The organism is Collimonas arenae, from assembly GCF_000786695.1.
In the GTDB taxonomy this organism is placed as follows: domain Bacteria; phylum Pseudomonadota; class Gammaproteobacteria; order Burkholderiales; family Burkholderiaceae_D; genus Collimonas; species Collimonas arenae_A.
Genome location: NZ_CP009962.1, coordinates 4,982,374 through 5,008,135 on the forward strand (window position 1 = coordinate 4,982,374; position 25,762 = coordinate 5,008,135).

The window sequence follows — 25,762 nt, forward strand, 5'->3', positions numbered from 1 at the left end:
CTCCGTGTTATCAATCAGAATTTGTAAGTATTTGTAATAATTTGTTACAACTGTAACTGCAACTTGTTACAACTTGATGACGACGGAACGATCGGGTTCAATTGGATGGGAAAAACTGCGCGCAAGGATACTCTGAGCGTCAAGCCAAGACACGCGCAAGACGGCATATGGAATGCAGCCAGAGACTGCAGGCCCGCGCATTGACGGACCAGCTATTTGAATAATTCTTTAAAGGGTGGCGAAAAGTTTATTGCAAGAACAAGGCACAGCAAAAGCGCGCTTGGTTTTGAAAAGACTTACTGACGGGCGGAAACGGTATGCAATGGCGACGCATCTTTGTATTCCCAGCGTTTCCAGGCAGCCAGTACGGCATTTGGATACTCCGGCCGACCACGGCTGCCGTTATAGCGTCCAAGGGCGAGATACAGATTGCCCTGTTCCATATCGATATACATACGCAAAATAGAACAGCCATAACGCAAATTGGTTTGCATATCGAACAGTTTGCTGCGATCGGCATCGCCGATCACACGGCTCCAGAACGGCATGACCTGCATGTAGCCATGCGCGCTGACGCTCGACAAGGCATATTTGCGGAATGCCGACTCGACCTGGATCAGGCCCAAGACCATGGCCGGATCTAGGCCGGCGCGCTTGGCCTCGTACCAGGCTGTTTCCAGGAACTCGATGCGCATCTGCGCGTCCGGTAACTTCTTCTTCAGGCGCTCCGACATTTCACCCAGCCAGTACAGGTACTGGATACGCTGGTCGATATCATTGAATTTTGGTTTGGGCGGCCGTGCATCGTTGATGGCGCGTGACAAGGCCAAGCGTACCGAATCCGCCATTTCTTCTTCTTTTTGATTTCCAGCATGCGCCATGCCGCTCAACAGCAGCAACACGGACAACATGCTCATCCAACGAAACCAGCGCAATCGATACTCCCTAAAAATCACTTTTTATTTTTGGTGAAGTATACAAAGAAAACGGCGCAGGAAACCGTTGCGCCGTTATTTTGTTGTATTTAGGAAACCAATCAGCTTCAGGAAGCCAGCTTGGCTTGGATGAAAGTTTGCATTTCAGCCAATGGCACTGTTGTTGCTTCGGTATCGCGCCGGCCCTGATATTCGATCTGGCCATCCTTGAGGCCGCGGTCGCCCACCACGATCCGGTGCGGCACGCCGATCAGCTCCCAATCCGCAAACATGGCGCCAGGACGTTCACCCCGATCGTCGAGGATGACATCCACGCCGGCAGCCAGCAATGCCTCGTACAGCTTGTCGGTTTCAGCTTTTACCGCCTCGCTGCGGTCATAGCCCATCGGGCACAACACCACTTCAAACGGCGCAATGGAGAGCGGCCAGATGATGCCCTTATCGTCGAAATTTTGCTCGATTGCAGCACCCAGGATACGGGTAATGCCAATACCGTAGCAGCCCATTTGCAGCATCTGCGGCTTGCCGCTTTCATCCAGGTAGGTCGCCTTCATCGATTCCGAGTAGGCGGTGCCGAGCTGGAATACGTGGCCGACTTCGATGCCGCGCAGGATCGCCAGCGCACCCTTGCCGTCGGGCGACGGATCGCCTTCCACCACATTGCGGATATCGAACACCATCGGCTCAGGCAAGTCGCGGCCCCAGTTGACGCCGGTGTAGTGAAAATCGACTTCATTGGCGCCGCTGACGAAATCGTGCATGTTGGCGACGGTCACGTCGGCCACTACGGTCACCGGCTTCTTGGTGTTGACGGGTCCCAGATAGCCAGGCGGAGTGCCGAAATACTCGACGATTTCTGCTTCCGTAGCAAAACGATAACCTGCCAGGCCGGGAATCTTATTAGCCTTGATTTCATTGAGTTCGTGATCGCCGCGCAGCATCAGCAGCCAAATTGCCTTGCTGGCCGGTTCCTTATCCGTTGCTTCTTTTTCAACTGCAAGCACGATCGACTTGATGGTTTGCGTCAACGGCAGTTGCAGCAATTCCGCCACCGCCTCGCATTTAGCCTTACCCGGCGTCGCTGTCTTGGTCAGCGCTTGGGTTGCGGCAGCGCGGGCCGGGATCAGCGGCAGGGATTCGGCGGCTTCCATATTGGCGGCGTAATCCGAATTCGGGCAGTACACGATGGCATCTTCGCCGGTCGCCGCGATCACATGGAACTCATGCGATCCGGTGCCGCCGATGGCGCCGTTATCGGCGGCAACTGCACGGAACTGCAAACCAAAACGGTTAAAAATACGGACATAGGCGTCATACATGATCTTGTAGGACTGCTTCAGGCCATCCAGGTCGCGATCAAATGAGTACGCATCTTTCATGGTGAACTCACGGCCGCGCATCAGGCCGAACCGTGGCCGCCGCTCATCACGGAACTTGGTCTGGATATGATAAAAATTGACCGGCAGCTTACGGTAGGAACGCAGTTCGGTACGGGCGATGTCAGTAATCACTTCCTCGGAAGTCGGCTGGATGATGAAGTCTCTGCCGTGACGGTCCTTGACGCGCATCAGCTCAGCGCCGTATTTCTGCCAGCGCCCGGTTTCCTGCCACAGCTCGGCAGGCTGCACCACCGGCATCAGCAGTTCAACAGCTCCCGAACGGTTCATTTCCTCACGCACAATGTTCTCGACTTTACGGATCACGCGCAGGCCCATTGGCATATAGGTGTAAATACCGGAACTGATGCGCTTGATCATGCCGGCGCGCATCATCAGTTTGTGACTGACGATTTCAGCGTCGGATGGAGCTTCTTTGAGCGTGGAGATAAAAAAACGAGAGGCGCGCATAACGATGAATTCTTTTTAAAAAGAGAGGGTTATAATCAACTCAATTTTAAAGGATTAGCTGGCTGATGCGCCTACTCTTTGCACATTTGATTGATGTTCTGGCTATTGTTGCTGCTAGCCGGGGCATATTGCGCGCCTAATCGGGCGAGGACAGAGTCATTCGCCGGACTACGGCGGCAGCTTTGTTCCGCAATGATGACAGCAAGCAAGGAATCAGGCATGAGAACGCCTGGCCGCAGAAAGTTTTGAGGTAACAACATGCTTGACCGTGAAGGCTTTCGCCCGAACGTCGGCATTATCTTGCTCAATACCCAGAATGAAGTCTGGTGGGGCAAGCGCGTGCGCGAACACTCGTGGCAATTTCCACAGGGCGGTATCAAATACGGGGAAACCCCGGAGCAGGCTATGTTTCGCGAACTCGAGGAAGAAATCGGGTTGAAAGCGGAACACGTCAAGATCATCGGCCGCACCCGCGACTGGCTGCGCTATGAAGTTCCTGATCATTTCATCAAGCGTGACGTACGTGGGCATTATCGCGGTCAAAAGCAGATCTGGTTCCTGCTTCGCATGACCGGACGCGACTGCGACGTCAACCTGCGCCTGACCGAACATCCGGAATTCGACGCCTGGCGCTGGCATGACTACTGGGTGCCGCTGGATGTCGTGATTGAGTTCAAGCGCGATGTCTATCAACGCGCATTGCAAGAATTATCACGTTTTCTGACACGGCCATTACAAAATACCCCGCATCACGCCCGTCATTTGCGCACCGGCCATGGGCCGCGTGCATCGACGCAATCCACACCGGCTATTGCCGAACCCGAAAAAAAGTGAGTATCTCCATGGCTTTAGTTTTACCTGTTCCAGCCAGCGCAAAGAAAATCGTGCAATTGCTGGCCGCCAGCCTGCTGTTGCTGGGCTGCGCCACGTACGTACACGCTACCGATACATTTGATATAGGTGGCGCCAACAAACTGAACCCCGATTTCGACGACGACGACGGCAAAGCCTGGCAAGAAATCAAGGCTGTGTTGCCGCCAGCGCCGCAAGCCGCCAATCTGGTGTCGTTCTATGTCAGCCCGACCGCCACCATGAATTTCTTCATCGACGTCAATTCGATCTCGGCCGACAAGGATGGCGTGGTGCGCTATACGCTGGTCAGCAAAAGCCAGGGCGGCGCGGAAAACGTCAGCTATGAAGGCATTCGCTGCGAAACCTATGAAAGCAAGATGTATGCATTCGGCCAGAAAGATGGCAGCTGGTCCCGGGCGCGCCTGAACGACTGGAAGCGGATCAGCGAATCTGCGGGCAACCGCCATCATGCAGCATTGGCCCAAGACTTTGTGTGTCACGACGGCATGGTGGCCGGCAAGGTGGGAGATATCCGCGACAGGATTCGCCTGAACCGCCCGATCAAACCGGGTAGCTGACCGCTAACATTGGCTACAAATAAAAAACGGCTCCTGCATTATGCGGAGCCGTTTTTGCTTGCCTTGCCTTGATCAGGTCGTTATTACAGCAAGACCATATTGTCGCGGTGAATCAGCTCCGATTCCTCGACAAAACCCAGGATCGCCTGGATTTCCGCCGAAGGATGACGCATGATACGGCGCGCTTCCGAACTGGTGTAATTGCTGATCCCGCGCGCAATGGCGTGACCGTCGACATCGGTGCAGGTGATGACATCGCCACGGCCAAATTCGCCGGAAACCCCAGTGACGCCGATCGGCAACAGGGATTTTCCTTCATTGCGCAATTTCTGCACTGCGCCGGCATCCAGCATCACCTTGCCTGCCGTTTTCAGGTGATCCGCCATCCACTGCTTGCGCGCGGTAAGCTGTCCGGTCTGCGCGACCAGTTGGGTACCGATGGCTTCTCCGCTTGCCAGCCTGGTCAGCACCGCATCTTCACGGCCCCAGGCAATTACTGTGTGTGCACCGGAGCTGGCGGCGCGCTTGGCTGCCAGGATCTTGGTGATCATGCCGCCGCGACCGATGCTGGTGCCGGCGTCGCCCGCCATGATTTCCAATGCCGGATCACCAGCTTTCGCCTCATGCACGAATTCGGCATTCGGATCTTTACGCGGATCGGCCGTGTACAACCCTTTTTGATCGGTCAGGATGATCAGGGCGTCGCCCTCAATCAGGTTGGCGACCAGCGCACCCAGAGTGTCGTTGTCGCCGAACTTGATTTCATCTGTTACCACCGTATCGTTCTCGTTGATGATCGCCACTACACCGAAACGCAGCAGGGTAAACAAGGTCGAGCGCGCATTCAGATAACGTTCACGATCGGCCAGGTCGGCGTGCGTCAGCAAAACCTGGGCGGTGCGGATATCGTGGGCGCGAAAGCTGGTTTCATAGATTTGGGCAAGGCCCATCTGGCCCACTGCTGCGCAAGCCTGCAGTTCATCGATGCTGGTCGGCCGCTTGTCGAAGCCGAGCCGCTGCATGCCTTCGGCCACCGCGCCGGAACTGACCAATACCACTTCCTTGCCCATCGCCCGCAACTCGGCGATCTGGGTCGCCCATTTGGCGATGGCGCCGGCATCCAGCCCCTTGCCGTCATTGGTTACCAGGGAGGATCCGACTTTGATAATGATGCGCTTGGCTTTTTGAATGACGGAATTCATATTTTTATCTATAGCGGCCATCTTGCTGGCATGAGCAAAGACGACGGACAAAAAATAAGGCCGTTATCGATGCGGGCCTTTACTTCTCCCCCATCAACAACGGCCGCCAACTACAAGTTTAGTCCAGTATCTTGAAACGCGGATCGTCCGGATCGATCGACAGGATAGTTTGCGCTTCCACCACCATCTGCTTCTCTTCCGAACGGGTTTCCTGCTGACGCTTTTCCGCCAGGTAACCGTAGATTTCGGTGACCAGTTCAGGACAACCGTCGCGGTTCAGCGCGGAAATCTCGAATACAGGGCCTTTCCAGCCGAAACGCTTGATGAAATCCTTGACGCGCTTGACGCGCTCGCCTTCCGGAATCACGTCGATCTTGTTCAGCACCAGCCAGCGCGGCTTGTCAAACAGCGACTGGTCGTACTTTTTCAATTCCTTGACGATCGCCTTGGCTTCCTTGACCGGATCAACCGTGTCTTCGAACGGCGCTAGATCGACGATGTGCAACAGCAAACCGGTGCGCTGCAAATGCTTCAGAAACTGGATACCCAGTCCGGCGCCTTCCGCAGCGCCTTCGATCAGGCCCGGGATATCGGCGATGACGAAGCTTTTTTCATGGCTGACGCGGACCACACCCAGATTCGGATGCAGCGTGGTAAACGGATAATCGGCGATTTTCGGACGGGCATTCGACACAGCGGTAATGAAAGTCGATTTACCGGCATTCGGCTGTCCCAGCAGGCCGACATCGGCCAATACCTTCAACTCCAGCCGCAATTCGCGGCGTTCGCCTTCCTTGCCGTCGCTTTTCTGGCGCGGTGCACGATTGGTCGACGACTTGAAGTGGATATTTCCCCAACCACCCTCGCCGCCCTTGGCCAGCAAAACTTCCTGGCCGTGATCGGTCAGATCGGCGATGGCTTCGCCGGTGTTGACGTCAACGATCAGGGTGCCGACCGGCATGCGCAGCTTGATATCGTCCGCGCCCTTGCCGTAGCAATCCGAGCCGCGGCCGTTTTCACCGCGGCCAGCACGATGCATCTTGGAGAAACGATAATCGACCAGAGTGTTGATGTTACGGTCGGCAACAGCCCAGATACTACCGCCTACGCCACCGTCGCCACCGTCAGGGCCGCCAAACGGGCGGAATTTTTCACGGCAAAAACTCGCAACCCCATTGCCGCCATCGCCGGCAATGACTTCGATTTTTGCTTCATCTATAAACTTCATTCGAAGGTCCTAATGAGGTTGGAGGTTAAATTCTTATTGAAATGCACAGGTAACTCTACCGATTTTTGCACACTGTTGCAGTGAAGGTAGAAGCCAGCATTGCAATCACGACAACAATGGCAGGCAAAACCGCAGCCGGCAACCATGGAGTTGCCACGCGTTGGATGCCAGCAAAACATTGTTTTACGACCAGAAACTAAAAAGGCTCTACCAGCGGCAGAGCCTTTCGTAGCAAGGCCGGAGCCCTGCTTATGTCGGTGCTTAGGTCTTGCTTAAGCTGCTACGACAGTAACGTAGTTACGCTGTGTAGCGCCCTTGGTTACGAATTGTACTTTGCCGTCGATCAGTGCGAACAGTGTGTGATCCTTGCCCATGCCAACATTTTCGCCTGGATGCGTCTTAGTGCCGCGTTGACGAATAATGATGCCGCCAGCGTTGATCGCTTGGCCACCGTAGACCTTGACGCCGAGTCGCTTTGACTCTGAGTCACGGCCGTTGCGCGTAGTGCCGCCGCCTTTTTTATGTGCCATTTAAAACTCCTGGTATCTGGTTAAGCCGATCGACGCAAATTAAGCGTTGATCGAAACGATTTGAATTTCGGTGTAATTTTGACGATGGCCTTGATGCTTCTGGTAATGCTTACGACGACGCATTTTGAAGATCTTGACTTTATCGTGGCGACCTTGCGCCAATACCTTAACCGACACCGTAGCACCTTCGACCAATGGGGCACCAAACTTAATGGTGTCGCCAGCGCCAACTGCAAGCACTTGATCAATAGTGAGTTCGGTGCCAATGTCTGCAGGTATCTGTTCTATTTTAAGTTTTTCGCCGGCAACAATCTTATATTGTTTGCCACCGGTTTTTATGACCGCGTACATATGAAACCTCATCGAAATGATTGAAGACTGTTAAAAAAATTCTTTCCTAAAACACCATATTCAGCGACGGTGCTGCATAAAATCGCTGGGCGGAATCGGGAGAACCTGAGATTGTACATGGACTTGGCACTTTCGTCAAAAACTCTTGACAAGTGCGGAATTCGCCACACTTCCACGTTTCCTCATGGCAACTCGGTGCAAATTACCCCATTGACTGACTTGTCAGGACAGACTTACCAGCAGCGCAGCGGCCTTTTTCATATAATGACGATATTCTGAACTTTTTTTAAGGTATTGCCATGAGCGATGTACAAGCGTGGATCAAGGAAACCGTGACCAGCAACCCAGTGGTGCTGTTCATGAAAGGAACCGCGCAGTTTCCACAATGCGGATTTTCCGGCCGCGCCATCCAGTTGTTGAAAACCAGCGGCGCCGAAAACATTGTCACTATCAATGTCCTGGAAGACCCGGTCGTGCGCCAAGGCATCAAGGACTACTCCAACTGGCCTACCATTCCGCAACTGTATGTCCACGGTGAATTCGTCGGCGGCTCAGACATCATGAATGAAATGTTTGAATCCGGCGAACTGCAAACCCTGTTGAAGGCCTGAGCCAGCAAGTGGTTCCTGCCAGCACGCCGCCACGCCGCCTGATTGTCGCCATCACCGGCGCCACCGGCGTGATTTACGGCGTGCGGCTGCTGCAATTGTTGCGAGAACTGCCCGGTGTCGAATCCCATCTGATGATTTCCGATGCCGGCGTACTCAACCTGCATCAGGAACTGGAGATGCGCCGCAAGCAAGTCGAGGCGCTGGCGCACGTGGTGCACAACGTACGCGACATCGGCGCCTCCATCGCCAGTGGCTCGTTTCAATCCGACGGCATGATTATCGCCCCCTGCTCTATGAAAACCCTGGCCTCGGTGGCCCACGGCCTGTCGGATAACCTGATTGCACGCGCCGCCGATGTGGTTCTCAAGGAACGCCGGCGTCTGGTCCTGATGGTGCGTGAAACGCCGTTCAACCTGGCGCATCTGCGCAACATGACAAGCGTCACGGAAATGGGCGGCATCATCTTCCCGCCGCTGCCAGGCTTTTATCATCGACCGCAGAGCATCGCTGAAATGGTCGACCATACGCTGGGGCGGGTGCTGGACTTGTTTGCGGTCGAGCACACATTGACGCCACGCTGGAACGGCTTGAAAGCGGAATAAAAAAACCGCGTTGCGCGGTTTTTTTATTGGCGGCGCAACCTTAACGACTGTTGCGTCCAGCCAGCCATGCGCTACGCATCGCTGTGCCAAGCGCCGGCTTGGCTTCTGCATCAAGACTGACTTGCGGCGCGCTGTCGGCCAGCAGACGGATGCTGAAAACCAGCAATTCGTCGCGTCGGAAAGCGTGGACCGTGATAGTGTCGCCTACCCGGTAACGCGCCAGCAATGTATCCAGCTTAGCCGGCACCCGGATACCGTCAATTGCCAATAACACGTCGCCGGCCGACAAACCGGCGCGATGCGCGGCGCCGCCTTCATATACATTCGCCAGTCTGCAATCGTTACCGCTGTTGACAGCGCGCACACCCAGCGATGGCTTGCCAGGCTTACGCCGGTCCGCGACAACGATGCCAGTCGGCGCCAACAATTTCGCCAGTGGCAAATCATCGGTTGCCCGAACATAGCGGTCGAAGAAACGCTTTAGCTTGAGGCCCGTCACTTCGTCAAACAACGCTTCGACCGCAGCCTCGCTGACGCCACGGCCGCTCAAGGCATTGTCAGCATAAAAATCGCGGCCATATCTTTGCCACAGGGCGCGCATCACATCGTCCAGCGATTTCTTGCCCTTGGTTTCGCTACGGATGGTCAGATCCAATGCCAGCGCCACCAGCGAACCCTTGGTGTAATAACTGACGATCGCATTTGGCGCATTCTCGTCCTGGCGATAATATTTGACCCAGGCGTCGAAGCTGGATTCCGCCACGCTTTGCTTATGGCGGCCGCTGCCAAGCAGCACGCCATTGACGGTCTTTTCAATCAGCTTGAAATATGCCTGCTGATCAATCAGGCCGCTGCGCAACAGCATCAGGTCGTCGTAATAACTGGTGAAGCCTTCGAACAGCCACAGCAATGGCGTATAGTTTTCGACCTGCAGATCGTAAGGCGCAAAAGCCGCGGGCTTGATACGCTTGACGTTCCAGGTATGGAAATATTCATGGCTGCAGAGGCCGAGGAAGTTGCGATAACCGTCGCTCATTTCAGCCTGGCCCTTGACCGGCAAATCGGCCCGGGAGCAAATCAGGGCGGTCGACGCGCGATGCTCCAGGCCGCCGTAACCGTCGCCCACCGCCAGCGTCATGAACACGTAGCGCTCCATCGGCGCCCGTTTGGCGAATTTGCTTCCGGCTGGCTCGAAGAAAGCAATCTGGGTTTCGCAGATTTTTTTCAGGTCGGCGCTGAGGCGCACCAGATCGAGATTCGGCACATTGCCAGTTATCGCCATTTCATGCGGCACGCCATGGGCCTTGAAACTGAGCAGCTGGAAAGTACCCATTTCGACCGGATGATCGATCAGTTCGTCGTAATTGGCGGCGACATAGCTGCCAAACGATCCGCGCTTGGCTTTCAGCGTCGGCAACGCGGTGGCGATCCGCCATGATTCATAAGCCTCGCCTTGCGGCCGCTGGATATCCACGACATGCATCACACTCTCCTGGCCGACCACGCGCAAGAATACGCTGGCGCCGTTGAAGAAGGCACGGGTCTGGTCCAGATGCGCCATGCGCACAGACAGATCCCATGCATATACCTGGTAGTGCAAGGTCAACGGACCGTCGCACGGTGCGGCTTGCCACGAATGCTTGTCGATTTTCTTGAGCACTATCTTGCGGCCGTTCGATTCGGCACGGATCTGTACGATGTTGCGTGCGAACTCGCGGATCATATAGCTGCCCGGGATCCAGGCCGGCAAGGCGACGATCTGGCCGACTGCGGCAGGCTCGATAATCGTCAGCGTCACGGCAAACAAATGCGCGGCCGGGTCGACGGCGACGATGCTATAGGACAGGCCGCTGCGTGCGGATTTAACGGCGAATTTACTTGTACTTTTTTTCATCTTTTATCCACGAACATTACCGGCAATTACTGTCAGCATCAACGCCGCTACAGCGACGCAGGTCAATTTGAAACGCAGCTCAATAAACCAGGTCGGCAGACCGTACCATGGAAACAGGCGCTTGTCGGCCTGGTAGGCCGCGGTGAATCCTGCGATCAGCAAGGCAAAACCGAAACCGCCGGCCATGGTCGAGAACCAGGCGATGATGGTTGGCGCCACGCCCCAGATCAAGGCCTTGCGGGTGTGATCCGCGGACAGGTTGGCGCGCAGCACCACCGCACCCCAGTGTATCCCGCCCAGGAATGACAGCGCGGCGATGCCATATGCCAGCTGGCCGCGGATGAAATCGCGCAACCAGTCAACACTGACCAGCCAGCTCGCCAGCGTCAACAACACAAATGGGATCAGCCCGGCATAACCGAGTAAATGAATAATGCGTTTGTTCAGGAAATGTGGATTCATCTGGAGGTTCGTCAGGGAAACGTCGGGCGGATCGCATCAAAACACGAGCCGCTTACCTTAATAGCTGCGCAAAAAGACGATAGTGTAGCGGGATTGCGCATATTCGGACGCCCCTCGGTAGCATGGCGTACAAAACACCGGCAGATTCCCGGCTTCAAGGCAAGGATTGTCGTATATCGGCGACGGTGTCGATATCTTGATGTATGCCGGGATCATCCAGCGCCAGCTCAACCACTGGAAACGACTGCAGCAAGCTACGCCCGCCCTGATCGCCGCGCAAGGCAAGCAAACGCGACAGGTGGAAACGGCTAAAACCGACAGGGTTACCGCGTCGCCCTTGATAAGTCGGCACCACAATGTCCGCGCCCTGCTGCAATGCAGACGCCAATGCCTGGAAGGTAGCACTCTGCACATAAGGCATGTCAGCCAAGGCGATGATCCACCCGGCGGCATCCGATGTCTGTTGCACGCCATAGGCCAGCGACGCCGCCATTCCGTCGTCGGCCGCTTCACATTCGATCCAGGGATATTTCGCGACTTGCGCTATCTGATCGGGTACACCCGGCCGTAACACGACGCAGATGGGAAGCGCCGCAGCAAGGTTGGCGGCCGCGTGCGCCAATACAATCTGACCGCCCTCGGTCGGCAATTTCTGCAGCAATTTGCTCTGCATGCCGGTGGAATCAAAACGCCGGCCCCGGCCGGCGGCCAGCAACAGACCGACGATCTGGCCACTATGTTGTGAGAGATTCATGACGGAGAGCGTGCATGTCGTAGAACCTGGCCGGTACCACGGGAAATAAATTACTTCAGGGAGGAAAATTTCGCTTCCATGGTCTTGGCATCGATCCAGCCAGGCGAACGCGAACCGTCGGCAAAAATAATCGTCGGCGTGCCAGTCACGTTCAACTTCTGACCCAATGCCAGAACTTTATCGTTAGGCGCCTGGCAAGATGCAGGCGCGGCAGCAGCGGCTTTACCGTCGACCATCATGTCAGTCCAGGCTTTGTTGCGGTCTGTACTGCACCAGACGTTTCTTGCCTTGACCGACGAGTCTTCCGCCAGGATGTTGTAGAGGAAGGTGTAAACAGTGACGTTGTCGACTTCCTGCAAAGTGGTCTTGTGGAAGCGTTTGCAATAGCCGCAGTTAGGATCTTCAAACACTGCGATCACGCGCTTGCCATTGCCCTTGACCTTCTTCATGGCCAGGTCCAGCGGCAAATCCGCGAACTTGACCTTGCTCAACTCATCGACCCGTTCGCGGGTGAAGTCGCGCGACGACTGTGCATCCATGATACGACCGACGAACACATACTTGGCCGCAGCATCGGTGTAGAAAATGTCGTTGCCGACACGCACTTCAAACAGACCGGAATACGGTGTCCTGGTTACTTCATCGACCTTGGCGCCCTCACCCAGACGCGGCTCGATCAATTTCTTTACTGCCGCTTCTTGCAAGGTTTCGGCACCAGCAACGCTTACCCACAGGCCCAGCAAGGCTGCCAACATTACACTTGTTTTCTTCATTTCAATTCCAGTTATTCGGTTGTCCGACCCAAAGCGTGGGCCATCAGCTGTCGTTTTAAGACTGGTATCTTGTCCAGCAAGTTCAAACCCATGTTGCGCAACAAGCGCGCAGGGCCGAAATCAAATCCAAACAAGCGCTCCAGACCATCGGTAGTCATTTGCATCAACAATATTTCTTCCTTGCGCGAGCGGGCATAGCGCGCCAGCAGATGCTCATCGCCGCAATCGCGATGCGCGCCTCGCTCGGCCAACACCTGGATCAATGCGGCCACATCGCCAAAACCCAGGTTCATGCCATGTCCGGCCAGCGGATGCACCACGTGGCCGGCATCGCCGATCAGCGCCACCCGTGGGGCCACCAAAGCGTGCGGTTTGAGCAGGGACAGCGGAAATGCTTGCACCTGCTCCGGCTGTAACGGCTGCAATTCCCCCAGCTCGTCGCCCGCCAGATGCGACAAGCGAGCGGCCAGTTGCGACAACGGCTCTTCTAATAGTGTCAGCGCCAACGCTTCCGGCGCCGACCAGACCAGGGAAACGCGCTGCCCAGGCAACGGCAGCAAGGCGACTATGCCTTCGGTTTCGGTAAACCATTGATGCGCGATACCATGGTGCGGCCGTTCGCAGGAAAAATTGGCGACCACGCCACGTTGTTTATACGAGCGGTAATCGATCCCGATTCCACACTGGCTACGTACCCAGGATTGCGCACCATCAGCACCGATAATCAATGCTGCACTAATCGCCTCGCCTGATTCCAGCTGCACAGTCGCCGCGGCAGCATCGATTTGCATGCTCTGCACGCGACCGTTGATTACACGCAGATTCGATGCAAATTTAAGGGCGGCATCCAGAGCCTGGTTGAGATTCCTGTCCTCGATGATCCACGCCAGAGCGTCGACGCGCGCACTGTAGGCATCGAATGCGAGACTTCCTGTGTTGCGATCGGTCCCGCCTTTAATCGACATGCCGTCAACTGCTGCGACCCGCGCCGCATCCAGCGCATCCCACACTTTAATCGACGACAAGAGAGAACGTGCAACATGGTTCAACGCATACACACGCGTATCCCAGGAATCTGGCGTGGCCGCTGCAGCAGTTGCTGTCATCCCCAGCAAGATAACGCGCAAGCCCGCTTGCGCCAGGCCAAGCGCCGCTGCTTTACCAACGGCGCCATTGCCGACAATACAAATATCGCACTGATGTTTCACCATCGGCGATGCTCCTGCGCTTTTCGACATTGATCCTATATCTTTCATCTCGCCATTATAGCTATTACGCTCGCAAGGCTGGCAGGCCGCTATAAATAAGGGAAGCGAAGGTCGCTAAAGGCGGATCGGAACGATTCGAAACGGCTCGAATGAAGTTTTTTTAAAAAAATTCAACAATGGGCTTTGCGGATCAAAAATGTTTTGCTATACTCCTGTCCCTTGGCCTGGTAGCTCAGTCGGTAGAGCAGAGGATTGAAAATCCTTGTGTCGGTGGTTCGATTCCGCCCCGGGCCACCAAAATAACAAAAAGGGCTTAGCTTCGGCTAAGCCCTTTTTGCATTTGCGGTGCGATTTTAAGTGGAGCGAAGTAAGGGAAAACGCGAGGGCAATCCTCGCATCCGGCTCGACGAAGCCGTCCGTGACATGAGGGAATGCAACAACAAACGGCAATCCTTTTTTTGTGATCCCCCCGAGATTTGGTAAGATCACTAATTAAGACAATATTTTATATCCCTTTAAAACGAACCAATTGCCGCCTAAACGTTCTATAAACCAATTCGCCAGAACTTTCTGCCTTGGTTTGCCCATACATCTCACTGCTTTATGCTCAAAAACAAATCCCGCAAGTCGATTGAAATAAAGATTGCAACCGTGGTCGCCGTATCGGCGATCTTGCATGATTCCGATCCGATGGCCCTGGAAGCAGCCTTGCAGGAGATGACAGGAGGCACTGCGGATTTCTTTGACAACGAATTTGCCGTCATCGATGTCGCCGCACTGGGACCGGATCACCCCCCAATAGATTGGTCGCAATTAATCTCACTATTAAAAAAGTATCGCTTGAATGCGGTTGCAGTGCGTAATGCGCCGGCTGAAATGGAGGCCGGCATCATCGCCAGCGGACTGAGCATCGATCACGTAGTTGCGGCGCGCCAGGAAGCAGCGCCGCCTCCACCGCCGGCAGCGCCAGCAGCACCGGCGGCAGCACCTGCCAAAGCCGCCGCCAGCACCATGATCATCGATACGCCAATACGCGCCGGGCAACGCATTTATGCACGCGACGCCGACCTGGTGATCACAGCCACAGTTAACAATGGCGCCGAAATCATCGCCGACGGCAGCATCCACGTCTACGCGCCTTTGCGCGGCCGGGCGCTAGCCGGTGCAAGCGGCGATACCTCGGCGCGGATTTTTGCGGCGAGCATGGAGGCGGAACTGGTTTCCATCGCTGGCGTCTATCGTACTTTTGAAAACGGCCTGCCGCCGGAACAAAAGGGCCAGCCCGCACAAATTCGACTGAGCGGCGACCGGATTGACGTACTATCGCTCAATTCCGCTTCGCGCAATTAACTTAAAAGATTTACTTATATCCGCATATCCAAGGAGCTCTTCGTGGCAAAAATCATCGTTGTTACGTCCGGCAAAGGCGGCGTCGGCAAGACCACCTCCAGCGCCAGTTTCGCGTCGGGCTTGGCCATGCGCGGCCATAAAACCGCTGTGCTCGACTTTGACGTCGGCCTGCGCAATCTTGATCTGATCATGGGCTGCGAGCGGCGCGTGGTGTACGACCTGATCAATGTCGTCAACAAGGAAGCCACCCTGACCCAGGCCCTGATCAAGGACAAGCATTGCGAAAACCTGTTCATTTTGCCCGCATCGCAAACCCGTGACAAAGATGCATTGACAGAAGAAGGCGTCGAGACCGTTCTCAACGATCTGATCAAGATGGATTTCGAGTACATCATCTGCGACTCTCCGGCAGGCATCGAACGCGGCGCGGTGATGGCGCTGACCTTTGCCGATGAAGCGATTGTCGTCACCAATCCGGAAGTGTCGTCGGTGCGAGATTCCGACCGCATCCTCGGCATCATCCAGGCTAAGTCGCGGCGTGCGCAAAATGGCGGCGAACCGGTCAAGGAGCATCTGCTGATTACCCGCTATTCGGCAAAGCGCGTCGAAGCTGGCGAAATGCTGTCGTACACCGATGTCCAGGATATCCTGCGCATCCCGTTGATCGGCATTATTCCTGAGTCGGAATCGGTATTGCACGCCTCTAATCAAGGTAATCCGGCGATCCACATCAAAGGCAGCGATGTCGCCCTGGCCTATGAAGACGTGGTCTCGCGCTTCCTCGGCGAAGACGTCGCCCTGCGCTTTACCTCCTATGAAAAGCCGGGTTTCCTGCATCGCATCTTCGGAGGAAAATAAGATGGCATTGCTCTCGTTCTTGTTTAACAGCAAGCCCAAAACTGCGTCTGCCGCCAAGGAACGCCTGCAGATCATCATTGCTCGCGAACGTAATGGCCGTTCGGGCCACGATTTCCTGCCGGCGCTGCACAAAGAGCTGATCGAAGTAATTTCCAAATACACCAAGGTCAATGCTGACGATATCAAGATTTCCCTGGATCGCCAGGGGAATCTCGAGGTGCTGGACGTGAATGTGGTATTGCCTGACGCCTGAGCGGGCCACCAGCGGTGCCCGGCTCGGCAAATCTGTTCGCCGAACAATTATCAAGCGCTCATCGACTAGCTCTGCTCCCTTGCTCAAACAGGCGTTAGCGATTGCCTGCTGGTCCAAAGGTGGAATTTTACAAATCCCGTCGTACACTGTATGACAATCGCAACTTACGCCCCACAAACCCGGCGTCCGCTATAGTGTTGACGTATGTTTTGTTAAATTCAGCCGACATTCCTGTTTTTATTTATTTGTGGCAATTGCAAGACACTGGAAATATATAGAACATTTATCTACAGCAATGTGGCAATAAGAATAATATACTCCTTGTACACGCCACAACACTGATACCGGCCACCAGCGCTGGCAACACCTAACATAGTTAAAATATGAGAATTGCTGTCCTTGATGACGATCCCAGCCAAACCGATCTAGTTTGCCAGGTGCTCACATCCAGTGGTCACATTTGCCATCCGTTTCAAAGCGGAAAAGAAATATTGAACCAGCTGCGCCGGGAAAGCTACGACATGCTGGTTCTGGATTGGCAGGTTCCTGATCTGAGCGGGCCTGAGGTATTGCGTTGGGTAAGAGACAAACTTCCCAAAACCATTCCGGTGCTGTTCATCACTAGCCGTTCCGGCGAAGATGACATCGTGGAAGGCCTTGCCGCCGGCGCCGACGATTACATGATCAAGCCGATCCGGCGTAGCGAACTGGTGGCTCGGGTACAAGCATTGCTGCGGCGTGCGTATCCGATCCAGAACACCAGCGAGCAAATCGTCTTCAACGACTATCTGTTTGAAACGCGCTCAGGACGACTAACCCTGGCCGGCAAGCCAATCGAAATTACCCAGAAGGAATTTGATCTAGCGTTGTTGTTTTTTCGCAACCTAGGCCGCCCACTCTCACGCGCCTATATTCTCGAGGCAGTGTGGTCGCGCGACGTTGACATTCCTTCTCGTACCATGGATACCCACGTCTCGCGAGTACGGAGTAAGTTACAATTACGACCAGAAAACGGCTATCGACTCGCACCGGTTTATAGTTATGGGTATCGATTAGAACAACTAACAGGATAAGGCGCGTTGCGGTTGCGCTGATAGACAAATATGCGCAGCACATTCACAAAACTGGCTTTCCTGGCGCTACTGTTGGCGCCTTCCTCGTCGTTATTTGCCGCCCCGCCAGCGCTTGATCCAGACGCGCTCCAGGTGGGCGCGGCAACCATTACGTACCGTGCACAACTCGGCGACACATTGAGCGTGATCGCAGACCAGCTTACCGGTAGCAAGAGCAACTGGGTGCAGCTGGCCAAACTCAATCGCATCGGCAACGATCGCACCATTCCGATCGGCACCGCCATCATCATTCCGGTATCGCTGTTGCCCGACGAACCTAGCACAGCCCAGGTCGCGGCCATGTCTGGCAATATCGACGGTACCGGCGCCGATGGCCATCCTATCGATATAAATATCGGCACCACGCTGACTGAAGGCGCTATCATCAATACCGGCAGCAACAGCTTTGTGACGCTGAGCCTGCCCGATCAATCGCATATCGCCATACCCTCTAACAGCCAGGTAAAACTGAGCAAACTGCGTACCGCGCGCTATACCAAGAGTCCGCGCACCGAGATTACGCTGCTGAAGGGCCGGGTTGAATCCAAAGTCTCTCCTCTGGAAAAAAATAAAGGCCGCTTTGAAGTCCATTCTCCGCTGGCGGTTGCTGGCGTGCGCGGCACCGATTTCCGGGTGGACCTGGTCGACGGCAAGGTCTTGACCGAAGTGTTGAGCGGTGGCGTTGCGGTCGCCAAGAAGAACAAACCTGCCACGCTGACATTGCATGCGGGCCAAGGCAATATTACCAACACCCAGGGCGTGGGAAAAGCGGTGGCGCTGTTGCCCCAACCGGAATTGACCGGACATCCGCAATTGCAGGAACGGCCGACATTGCACTTTACCGTCAATCCGGTAAGCGGTGCCCGCGGCTATCGCGCGCAAATTGCAACCGACGCCAGCGTCGGCAACATCGTGAGCGAGGCCGAATCGGACAATCCGGAAATTAAGATCGACGGGCTTGAAGACGGCAAGTATTTCGTGCGCATCACCGCACTGGACCAGAGCGGTTTGCAAGGCAAACCGCTGATCGCCGCGTTTACATTGAAAGCACGGCCGGAACCGCCAATCTCAATCGAACCGAAAAACAAATCACGCAGCGAGAACTTAGTGTTTAGCTGGGCCGAAGTCGGCAATGCGCAAGCCTATCATTTGCAGGTCGCCAGCGATGCCGGCTTCAGCCATCTCATTATCGACGAATCCGCCTTGAGCGCGCCCCAGTTCACCGCCGGCAAACTGGCCCTGGGCGACTACTTCTGGCGCGTGGCAACCATTGTCGAAAATGCCAGCGGCCGCGACCAGGGCCCCTACGGCGATCCACAAGCTTTCAGTTTGCTGGCTGCATTGCAAATTCCAAAAATTGCCGATGCGATTGACGGCGACCTGTCGTTCCGTTGGACCGGTGAACCAGGGCAGAAATTCGTGGTCGAGATTGGCCGTGACGCCGGTTTTTCCAGTCTGCTGCTGACCCAGAACACCGAAACACCCGAAATCAATGTGCCACGCCCGGCCAGCGGTACCTACTACATCCGTATCAAAGCGATTGATCCGGATGGTTATGTCAGTCCGTTTTCACCCGCGCAAAAAGTATATATCGGCAGCCGCTGGGTCACCAGCGACGGTTCGCCGCTACGCAACTCTGCCGGTGATACACAAACTGGCTACTAAAACTAACAACCCCATGCCCGCTCGCGCCCACCATTCATGATCAAACAGGTGATCCCACTCATCAAGCGGGTGGCGTTTCGCCAATGGCTGGCGATTACGATTCTGATGCTGATTGTGGCTGGCAGCATGGGCTACGTAAATGGCCTGGGACGACTCGACACTACGTTGTACGACCAGTTCATGCGCGCCGATTCACGTCCCGCACGCGACGACATCATCATCGTCGCCATTGACGACTACAGCATCAGCAAACTGGGCCGCTGGCCGTGGGAGCGCAGCCTGCACGCCAAACTGTTAAACCGGATCATGCATGCCAATCCGCTGGCGATCGGGCTTGATGTCATCATGTCGGAGGCCGAGCAGCCCGGCCAACGCGCCGACGATCGCGCACTCACCAAGGCGCTGACCGCCAGCAAGCTGACCGTGCTGCCGATCGTGGTCGCCAGCGCCGGTCCCGGCCTTAAAGCAATGCTGCCGACCCCGGAATTCCAGGATGCGGCGCGCGGCCTGGGCCATATCCATCTGGAGCTCGATTCGGACGGCGTCGTACGCAGCGTCTTTTTGCAGGAAGGCCAGAACGGCAAATGGTGGCCGCATTTTTCAGTAGCGCTGGCCGGTGTCGCTGGACAAAAGATTACTGATGCCAACGGCAACCTCCCCGGCGCCCGTTTGGACGCGACACCGGCGGACGCCGCGTCGCATAAGGCAGACAGTTGGCAGCGCGACTATCAGATCCAGATCCCGTTCGCCGGCGGCAGCGGCCATTTCCGTTCAGTGCCGTATGCGTCGGTCCTGCGCGGGGACGTTCCCGATCAATTTTTTACCGGCAAATATGTCTTGATCGGCGCCACCGCGCTGGGTATGGCGGATACTTTCCCGACACCCGTCTCGGGAACCTCCGGCGTCATGCCTGGCATCGAAATCCACGCCAATATCCTGGCCGGCCTGCTCGACCATAAGACGATCAGCATCGCACGGCCTTTGCAAACAGCGCTATTCAGCATCATTCCGGTATTGATCGCGCTCTCCAGCTACCTGCTGTGGACGCCGCGCATTTCGTTACTGATTACCTTCTCGCTCATGCTGCTGACGATGGCGGTCAGCTATTTCCTGCTGACGCTGGGCATCTGGCTTGCACCCGCCGCCGCTCTGATCGCAATGGCGATTGCGCATCCGATATGGAACTGGATCCGCCTCGAATCGGCGATTTCCTACCTTGGGCAAGAGTTCATGCTGCTCGACCAAGAGCCGCATCTGCTGCCGGAAGTCAACACCGAACGCGCGCCGCAGCAGGTAGAAGACTTACTGGAACAACGCATCAACGCCATGCGTGTCGCTGCGCGCCGGGTCCGCGATTTGCGCCAGTTCATTTCCGACAGCGTCAACAGCCTGCCGGACGCCACTCTGATCACGACCATCGACGGCCATGTGCTGGTCTCCAATCAATTCGCGCGCGACTACTTCGCCGCCGCCGGCATCCGTAACATCGATGGTGCGCTACTGCCTTACCTGTTTTCCAACATGAGTACGCCGCAAGCCACCAATACATCGGCCAATCATACTTTCAGCTGGTGGGACTTGATCGACCTGGAACATGTGTCGACGCTGACCAGCGGCACCTCGGTACAAGACCAGCAAGGACGCGACCTGCTGATCAAAAGCGGGCCCTGCCACTCGGCGCACCAAGTGTTGACGGGCTGGATCGTCAGCATTGTCGACATCACTATCATTCGCGCCGCCGAACGCAGCCGCGACGAAACCTTGCGCTTCCTGTCGCACGACATGCGCGCGCCGCAGGCGTCGATCCTGGCTTTGCTGGAATTGCAAAGCAACGCCTCTTCAGCCTTGCCACAAAAGGAATTTTTCTCGCGCCTGGAGCAAGCTGCCCGTAAAACCCTGGGCTTGGCGGACAATTTCGTCCAGCTGGCGCGCGCCGAATCGTCGGAATACCGACTGGAGGAAGTAGATTTCCAAGATGTACTGTACGACGCCGTCGATGAAATGTGGAGCCTGGCCAATAACAAAAAAATCGAACTGATCACCGACATCGAAGGTCAGGAATTCCTGACCCATATCGACCGTTCGCTGATGGCGCGCGCACTCAGCAACCTGATATCCAACGCCATCAGCTACAGCCTGCCGGACACCCGGATTACCTGTACCCTGCGTCTGAAATACGTTAAATTGCTGCCGCAGGTGGTTTGCCGCATCAGCGACCAGGGCTTTGGGATTGCGCCGCACGACCAGGCAAAGCTGTTCCAGCGTTATCAAAGAGTCAGCGCGCCCGGCCAGCCGCATTCGGATGGCACCGGCCTTGGCTTGGTATTTGTAAAAACCGTCGTCGAACGTCATTTTGGTGAAATCTCGCTGGAAAGCACGTTGGGCGAAGGTAGTACCTTCATTGTTACCTTGCCAGCCACCACCAACTGAGAGCGACAACTATCCGGTGCATATTGATGCCAGGCATAGCTGGTATTGGCGGGCTGCCAATTGAATCGAGGCTACTAAGAGTATAATCATCGGTTAACGAGATTTACCTTTGTATCTGTCTTAATTGCCAACTCAATTGTCATATAAGCACCCTTCCCGTCCGTAACCGCACCTATGCACTTGCTCACTGTCGGACTCAACCACACCACCGCGCCGGTTTCGCTACGCGAAAAGGTGGCTTTCCCGGCTGACCAGATCGGTCAGGCGGTGATGGCCGCGCGTGCCTGGTTCAGCGGCGGCGCCGGTGTGAATATGTCGGACGAGGCAGCTATTTTGTCGACGTGCAACCGTACAGAACTGTATGCAGCGGGCAATCTGGAGCATGGCGTCGACAACGCAATCGATTCTACCGCGCACTTTCTGGCCCACTATCACCAGTTGCCTTACGCCGATTTACGGCCGCATTTGTACACATTGCCGCAAGACAATGCTGTACGGCATGCGTTTAGAGTCGCATCCGGGCTTGATTCGATGGTGCTGGGTGAAGCGCAGATCCTGGGACAGATGAAGGATGCAGTGCGTCACGCCGAAGCGGCTGGCGGCCTCGGCACTTATCTGCACCAACTGTTCCAACGCACCTTTGCCGTCGCGAAAGAAGTCCGCAGCACTACCGAAATCGGCGCCCATAGCGTCTCGATGGCGGCTGCCGCGGTGCGCATGTCGGAACGGATTTTCGATACTGTCGCCGGCCAGCATGTGCTGTTTATCGGCGCCGGTGAGATGATCGAACTGTGCGCTACCCATTTTGCGGCGCAGAACCCGAAATCCCTGACCGTCGCCAACCGTACCTTGGAACGTGCCGAACTGCTGGCCCATCGTTTCAATGGCCAGGCAATCCGGCTGGCCGATTTGCCAACGCAATTGGGCAAATTCGATATTATCGTTTCCTGTACCGCATCGAGCTTGCCGATCATCGGCCTCGGCATGGTCGAGCGCGCGGTCAAGGCGCGTCGCCATAAACCGATGTTCATGCTGGACCTGGCGGTGCCGCGCGATATCGAGACAGAAATCGGCAGACTCGACGACATCTTCCTGTACACCGTCGACGATCTGGGTTCGATCGTGCAAACCGGCATGGAAAACCGCCAGGCCGCAGTAGCACAAGCCGAAGCCATCATCGAGACCCGCGTGCAATCGTTTATGCATTGGGTGGATAACCGGGTTGTCGTGCCAGTGATCCAGGACCTGCAGGAGTCGAGCGAAGCAATGCGGCGGCTGGAACTGGAGCGCGCCCGCAAGATGCTGGCCAAGGGCGAAGATATCGAAGTGGTGCTGGAAGCCCTGTCCAAGGGCCTGACCGCCAAATTCATGCACGGCCCGCAACAAGCTTTGCACAATGCCCAAGGCGACGAACGCGCACGCCTGGCAGCTCTCCTACCGCAACTGTTCCGCACCAAACGTTAGCGCGCCTGCGCTATCCCGCTAGCGGACACGCTTCGCCGTGCTCCGTGTTGCCCGTACTTCCCTTTGTAACGATTTAACCTGCCTTCCTTTGACTGAAACACGCCATGAAACCATCAATGCTTGCCAAGCTCGATCAACTCGCCAACCGCCTGGTGGAGGTCAACGACCTGCTGATGCAGGAGGACGCAACCGCCAGCATGGACAGCTATCGGAAGCTGTCGCGTGAGCACGCGGAATTGGGACCGCTGGTGGAGCTGTACCAGTCTTATCAGCAGGCCAACGGCGACATTGAAGCGGCGCAGGATATGCAGTCAGATCCGGACATGAAAGAATTCGCCCAGGATGAGATCACTGCCGCCAAGACCCGCATGGAACAGCTGGAAGGCGATCTGCAAAAAATGCTGTTGCCGAAAGATCCTAACGACGAACGCAATATTTTCCTGGAAATCCGCGCCGGCACCGGTGGCGATGAATCGGCGCTGTTCGCCGGCGACCTGCTGCGCATGTACAGCCGCTTCGCCGAACGCAACCGCTGGCAAGTCGAAATGGTGTCAGAATCAGCTTCGGAAATAGGCGGCTACAAGGAAGTAATTGTGCGTGTGCTCGGCTTTGGCGCTTACTCCAAACTCAAATTCGAATCCGGCGGCCATCGCGTGCAACGAGTACCTGCTACCGAAACCCAGGGCCGTATCCATACCTCGGCTTGCACCGTCGCCATCATGCCGGAAGCAGACGAGGTCGGCGATGTCGACATCAATCCGGCCGATATCCGTATTGACACCTACCGCGCTTCAGGCGCCGGCGGCCAGCACATCAACAAGACCGATTCCGCGGTGCGCATCACGCATATGCCGACCGGAATCGTGGTCGAATGCCAGGATGACCGTAGCCAGCACAAGAACAAGGCTTCTGCCTTGAAAGTACTGGCGGCGCGCATCAAGGACGGCCAACTGCGAGAGCAGCAATCGAAGGAAGCTGCTACCCGCAAATCCCTGATCGGCTCGGGCGACCGCAGCGAACGCATTCGTACCTACAATTTCCCGCAGGGCCGGATGACCGACCATCGTATCAATCTGACCTTGTATAAGCTCGATTTCATCATGGATGGCGATCTCGAGGAATTGACCAACGCGCTGGCTGCCGAACATCAGGCCGATCTGCTGGCTGCGCTAGGCGACGCGGTTTAACAGGTTTATACATCTGCAGCCGATTGCTGAATAATCGCATATGCTAGCGTCTGGTTTGGAACCAAGCTCAAGGGCTGCTATCTGATGCACGGCATGCGCGCATTCTTCGACTCATTATTCTTCGACTAAAAATGAAAACATCTAAATCCATTTTGCTTGCGGTAGCCTTTATCTGCCTGGTCATCTTGGGCGCGGCCTTGTATTTGCAGCACTATGAGGGCATGCAGCCTTGCCCTCTGTGCGTAATCCAGCGCTATGCCTTCGCGGCGATCGCATTGATCTGCCTGATTTGCGCCAGCCTGCCGTCGGGCGCCCAAAAAGCCGGCGCCGGTCTCGGCATCCTTGCGGCAATGGGCGGCGCCGGCACCGCCATCTGGCATCTGTGGATCATCGCCCATCCGGCGATTTCTTGTGGCCGCGATGCATTGGAAGGTCCGATGAATGCTTTGCCGCCAGCGACCTTGCTGCCATCGGTGTTCCAGGTAGACGCCTTTGCACTTTGCACCACCGCTTACGATCCGATCATGGGCCTGTCGATACCGCAATGGTCGTTGCTCGGATTTGTGGTGCTGCTCGTAATTCTGGTGGCGACCTTGTTCAAACGCAGCAGCGCTGATAATGGCGGTTACTGATTTCACGCTCAAGGCTAGCCTTAAATGACAGAAATTTCAGACACATTTGTCGTAGAGGCCGGCAGCAGCATTGCGGCAATTTTGAAAAAAGCGCCGCTGGCGCCTCTGGAAAGCCGCATCCTGTTGATGCATGCGTTGCAGTTGACGCGCATACAGCTGATTACACAAGATGAGCGCAACCTCGATGCACAGCAGGCCGAGCAATTGTCAGCCTTGTTCAAACGGCGGCTGCGCGGTGAACCGATTGCTTACATCATTGGTCAGCGCGAATTTTATGGCTTGTTACTGGAAGTCACAGCAGACGTATTGATTCCGAGGCCTGAAACCGAGTTGCTGGTTGACCTGGCCTTGCAGCATTTGCCTCTCGATGCGAGTCGGCAGCTTAGCGTGCTGGATCTGGGTACCGGTTCCGGCGCGATTGCCATTGCTATCGCGCACAGCCGTTCTGACGTGGAAGTGACCGCGCTGGATGTCAGCGCTGCAGCTCTTGCGGTTGCGAGCCGCAACGCGGCACGCCATTTGCAGCCGCGGCACGCACCATTCCAGCTAATGCAAAGTGACTGGTATAGTGCGCTCGGCGAACGGCAGTTCGATATCATCGTCGCCAATCCACCCTATATCGTCGTGGGAGACCGGCATCTCACGCAAGGCGACTTGCGCTTTGAACCGCAGGATGCCTTGACCGATCACGCCGACGGACTAAGCGCATTGCGCAAGATTGTCGACGGTGCCGGCGCTTATTTGAAAGATGGCGGTTGGCTGTTGATGGAGCATGGTTACGATCAGGCGCCAGCGGTTCGTGGATTGCTGAATATCGGGCAATTCCAAGAAGTGCAAAGCTGGCAAGATATTGCCGCCATCGAGCGGGTTAGCGGAGCACGCCGGAAAGCTTAGCATCGCAATCGAGATAGCGACAAATGCGGAAATAAAAAAAGCGCGGCAATTAAATTGCCGCGCTTTTTCATAGCTGGAACGATAAAAAAT

The 25,762-nt window shown here is 55.8% G+C and carries 25 protein-coding genes and 1 tRNA gene; 15 read left to right on the plus strand and 11 right to left on the minus strand.

The window, feature by feature from the left end; genetic code table 11:
* Positions 1–296 precede the first annotated feature (296 nt).
* Both LT85_RS21965 and LT85_RS21970 read right to left on the minus strand, forming a co-directional pair.
* Entirely contained in the window at positions 297–917 is a 621-nt protein-coding gene (locus LT85_RS21965; protein ID WP_052135394.1) for a lytic transglycosylase domain-containing protein, read from the minus strand.
* A gap of 125 nt (positions 918–1,042) precedes the next feature.
* Positions 1,043–2,782: a proline--tRNA ligase gene (locus LT85_RS21970; RefSeq protein ID WP_038493205.1), complete on the minus strand. Its 1,740-nt coding sequence runs from the start codon at positions 2,780–2,782 to the stop codon at positions 1,043–1,045.
* Positions 2,783–3,040: 258 nt separating this feature from the next.
* On the opposite strand from LT85_RS21970, the gene LT85_RS21975 reads away from it, so the two are divergent.
* The gene (locus tag LT85_RS21975; protein ID WP_038493207.1) at positions 3,041–3,616 is read left to right on the plus strand and encodes an RNA pyrophosphohydrolase; all 576 of its coding nucleotides are present in this window, start codon (positions 3,041–3,043) and stop codon (positions 3,614–3,616) included.
* Between the two features lie 8 nt (positions 3,617–3,624).
* Positions 3,625–4,212, plus strand: a complete 588-nt coding sequence (locus LT85_RS21980; RefSeq protein WP_156117613.1) for a CNP1-like family protein — start codon at positions 3,625–3,627, stop codon at positions 4,210–4,212.
* Positions 4,213–4,295: 83 nt separating this feature from the next.
* On the opposite strand, the gene proB is transcribed toward LT85_RS21980, so the two are convergent.
* From proB to rplU, 4 genes are all read right to left on the minus strand, one after another.
* Positions 4,296–5,414 (minus strand): glutamate 5-kinase, encoded by a 1,119-nt coding sequence (gene proB, locus LT85_RS21985; RefSeq protein WP_038497171.1) that lies wholly within the window; start codon positions 5,412–5,414, stop codon positions 4,296–4,298.
* A 118-nt stretch (positions 5,415–5,532) separates the two neighbouring features.
* Entirely contained in the window at positions 5,533–6,642 is a 1,110-nt protein-coding gene (gene obgE / locus LT85_RS21990; protein ID WP_038493211.1) for a GTPase ObgE, read from the minus strand.
* Between the two features lie 272 nt (positions 6,643–6,914).
* Positions 6,915–7,172: a 50S ribosomal protein L27 gene (gene rpmA, locus LT85_RS21995; protein ID WP_014007873.1), complete on the minus strand. Its 258-nt coding sequence runs from the start codon at positions 7,170–7,172 to the stop codon at positions 6,915–6,917.
* Between the two features lie 39 nt (positions 7,173–7,211).
* Positions 7,212–7,523, minus strand: a complete 312-nt coding sequence (gene rplU, locus LT85_RS22000; protein ID WP_038493216.1) for a 50S ribosomal protein L21 — start codon at positions 7,521–7,523, stop codon at positions 7,212–7,214.
* A gap of 299 nt (positions 7,524–7,822) precedes the next feature.
* Here rplU and grxD point away from each other — a divergent pair, with 299 nt between their 5' ends.
* Together grxD and LT85_RS22010 are read left to right on the plus strand one after the other, a co-directional pair.
* A complete protein-coding gene (gene grxD, locus LT85_RS22005) occupies positions 7,823–8,134 on the plus strand; it encodes a Grx4 family monothiol glutaredoxin (protein WP_038493218.1) in 312 nt (103 codons plus the stop codon).
* Positions 8,135–8,142: 8 nt separating this feature from the next.
* Complete coding sequence (locus tag LT85_RS22010) at positions 8,143–8,736, plus strand: UbiX family flavin prenyltransferase (protein ID WP_038493219.1); 594 nt, start codon at positions 8,143–8,145, stop codon at positions 8,734–8,736.
* Between the two features lie 40 nt (positions 8,737–8,776).
* Here LT85_RS22010 and LT85_RS22015 read toward each other — a convergent pair whose 3' ends face one another.
* The 5 genes from LT85_RS22015 to LT85_RS22035 form a co-directional block, all read right to left on the minus strand.
* Positions 8,777–10,630 carry a M61 family metallopeptidase gene (locus LT85_RS22015; protein ID WP_038493221.1) on the minus strand — a complete coding sequence of 618 codons (1,854 nt, stop codon included), beginning with the start codon at positions 10,628–10,630 and terminating at the stop codon, positions 8,777–8,779.
* A 3-nt stretch (positions 10,631–10,633) separates the two neighbouring features.
* A complete protein-coding gene (locus LT85_RS22020; protein WP_038493223.1) occupies positions 10,634–11,092 on the minus strand; it encodes a DUF3429 domain-containing protein in 459 nt (152 codons plus the stop codon).
* Positions 11,093–11,246: 154 nt separating this feature from the next.
* Positions 11,247–11,846 (minus strand): nucleotidyltransferase family protein, encoded by a 600-nt coding sequence (locus tag LT85_RS22025; RefSeq protein ID WP_038493225.1) that lies wholly within the window; start codon positions 11,844–11,846, stop codon positions 11,247–11,249.
* A gap of 50 nt (positions 11,847–11,896) precedes the next feature.
* Positions 11,897–12,619, minus strand: coding sequence for a DsbC family protein (locus tag LT85_RS22030; RefSeq protein ID WP_038493227.1), 723 nt, complete (start codon positions 12,617–12,619; stop codon positions 11,897–11,899).
* A gap of 11 nt (positions 12,620–12,630) precedes the next feature.
* Positions 12,631–13,830, minus strand: coding sequence for an FAD-dependent monooxygenase (locus LT85_RS22035; protein WP_038497174.1), 1,200 nt, complete (start codon positions 13,828–13,830; stop codon positions 12,631–12,633).
* Positions 13,831–14,048: 218 nt separating this feature from the next.
* Between LT85_RS22035 and LT85_RS22040 the strand changes: the two genes are divergently transcribed.
* The 11 genes from LT85_RS22040 to prmC all read left to right on the plus strand — a co-directional run bounded on the left by LT85_RS22040 (position 14,049) and on the right by prmC (position 25,672).
* A tRNA-Phe gene (locus tag LT85_RS22040) sits at positions 14,049–14,124 on the plus strand.
* A gap of 306 nt (positions 14,125–14,430) precedes the next feature.
* Complete coding sequence (gene minC / locus LT85_RS22045) at positions 14,431–15,177, plus strand: septum site-determining protein MinC (RefSeq protein ID WP_038493229.1); 747 nt, start codon at positions 14,431–14,433, stop codon at positions 15,175–15,177.
* Positions 15,178–15,219: 42 nt separating this feature from the next.
* A complete protein-coding gene (gene minD / locus LT85_RS22050) occupies positions 15,220–16,035 on the plus strand; it encodes a septum site-determining protein MinD (protein WP_038493231.1) in 816 nt (271 codons plus the stop codon).
* Position 16,036: 1 nt separating this feature from the next.
* Positions 16,037–16,288 (plus strand): cell division topological specificity factor MinE, encoded by a 252-nt coding sequence (minE, locus tag LT85_RS22055; protein WP_038493233.1) that lies wholly within the window; start codon positions 16,037–16,039, stop codon positions 16,286–16,288.
* A gap of 383 nt (positions 16,289–16,671) precedes the next feature.
* The gene (locus LT85_RS22060; RefSeq protein WP_038493235.1) at positions 16,672–17,361 is read left to right on the plus strand and encodes a response regulator transcription factor; all 690 of its coding nucleotides are present in this window, start codon (positions 16,672–16,674) and stop codon (positions 17,359–17,361) included.
* Positions 17,362–17,391: 30 nt separating this feature from the next.
* Complete coding sequence (locus LT85_RS22065) at positions 17,392–19,065, plus strand: FecR domain-containing protein (protein ID WP_052135396.1); 1,674 nt, start codon at positions 17,392–17,394, stop codon at positions 19,063–19,065.
* A 48-nt stretch (positions 19,066–19,113) separates the two neighbouring features.
* A complete protein-coding gene (locus LT85_RS22070) occupies positions 19,114–21,495 on the plus strand; it encodes a CHASE2 and HATPase_c domain-containing protein (RefSeq protein WP_253273599.1) in 2,382 nt (793 codons plus the stop codon).
* A 174-nt stretch (positions 21,496–21,669) separates the two neighbouring features.
* Positions 21,670–22,959, plus strand: a complete 1,290-nt coding sequence (gene hemA / locus LT85_RS22075; RefSeq protein ID WP_038493239.1) for a glutamyl-tRNA reductase — start codon at positions 21,670–21,672, stop codon at positions 22,957–22,959.
* A gap of 104 nt (positions 22,960–23,063) precedes the next feature.
* Positions 23,064–24,146, plus strand: a complete 1,083-nt coding sequence (gene prfA, locus LT85_RS22080) for a peptide chain release factor 1 (RefSeq protein WP_038493241.1) — start codon at positions 23,064–23,066, stop codon at positions 24,144–24,146.
* 131 nt (positions 24,147–24,277) lie between these two features.
* Positions 24,278–24,778: a disulfide bond formation protein B gene (locus tag LT85_RS22085; RefSeq protein ID WP_038493243.1), complete on the plus strand. Its 501-nt coding sequence runs from the start codon at positions 24,278–24,280 to the stop codon at positions 24,776–24,778.
* 24 nt (positions 24,779–24,802) lie between these two features.
* Positions 24,803–25,672 (plus strand): peptide chain release factor N(5)-glutamine methyltransferase, encoded by an 870-nt coding sequence (gene prmC / locus LT85_RS22090; RefSeq protein WP_038493246.1) that lies wholly within the window; start codon positions 24,803–24,805, stop codon positions 25,670–25,672.
* Positions 25,673–25,762 lie beyond the last annotated feature (90 nt).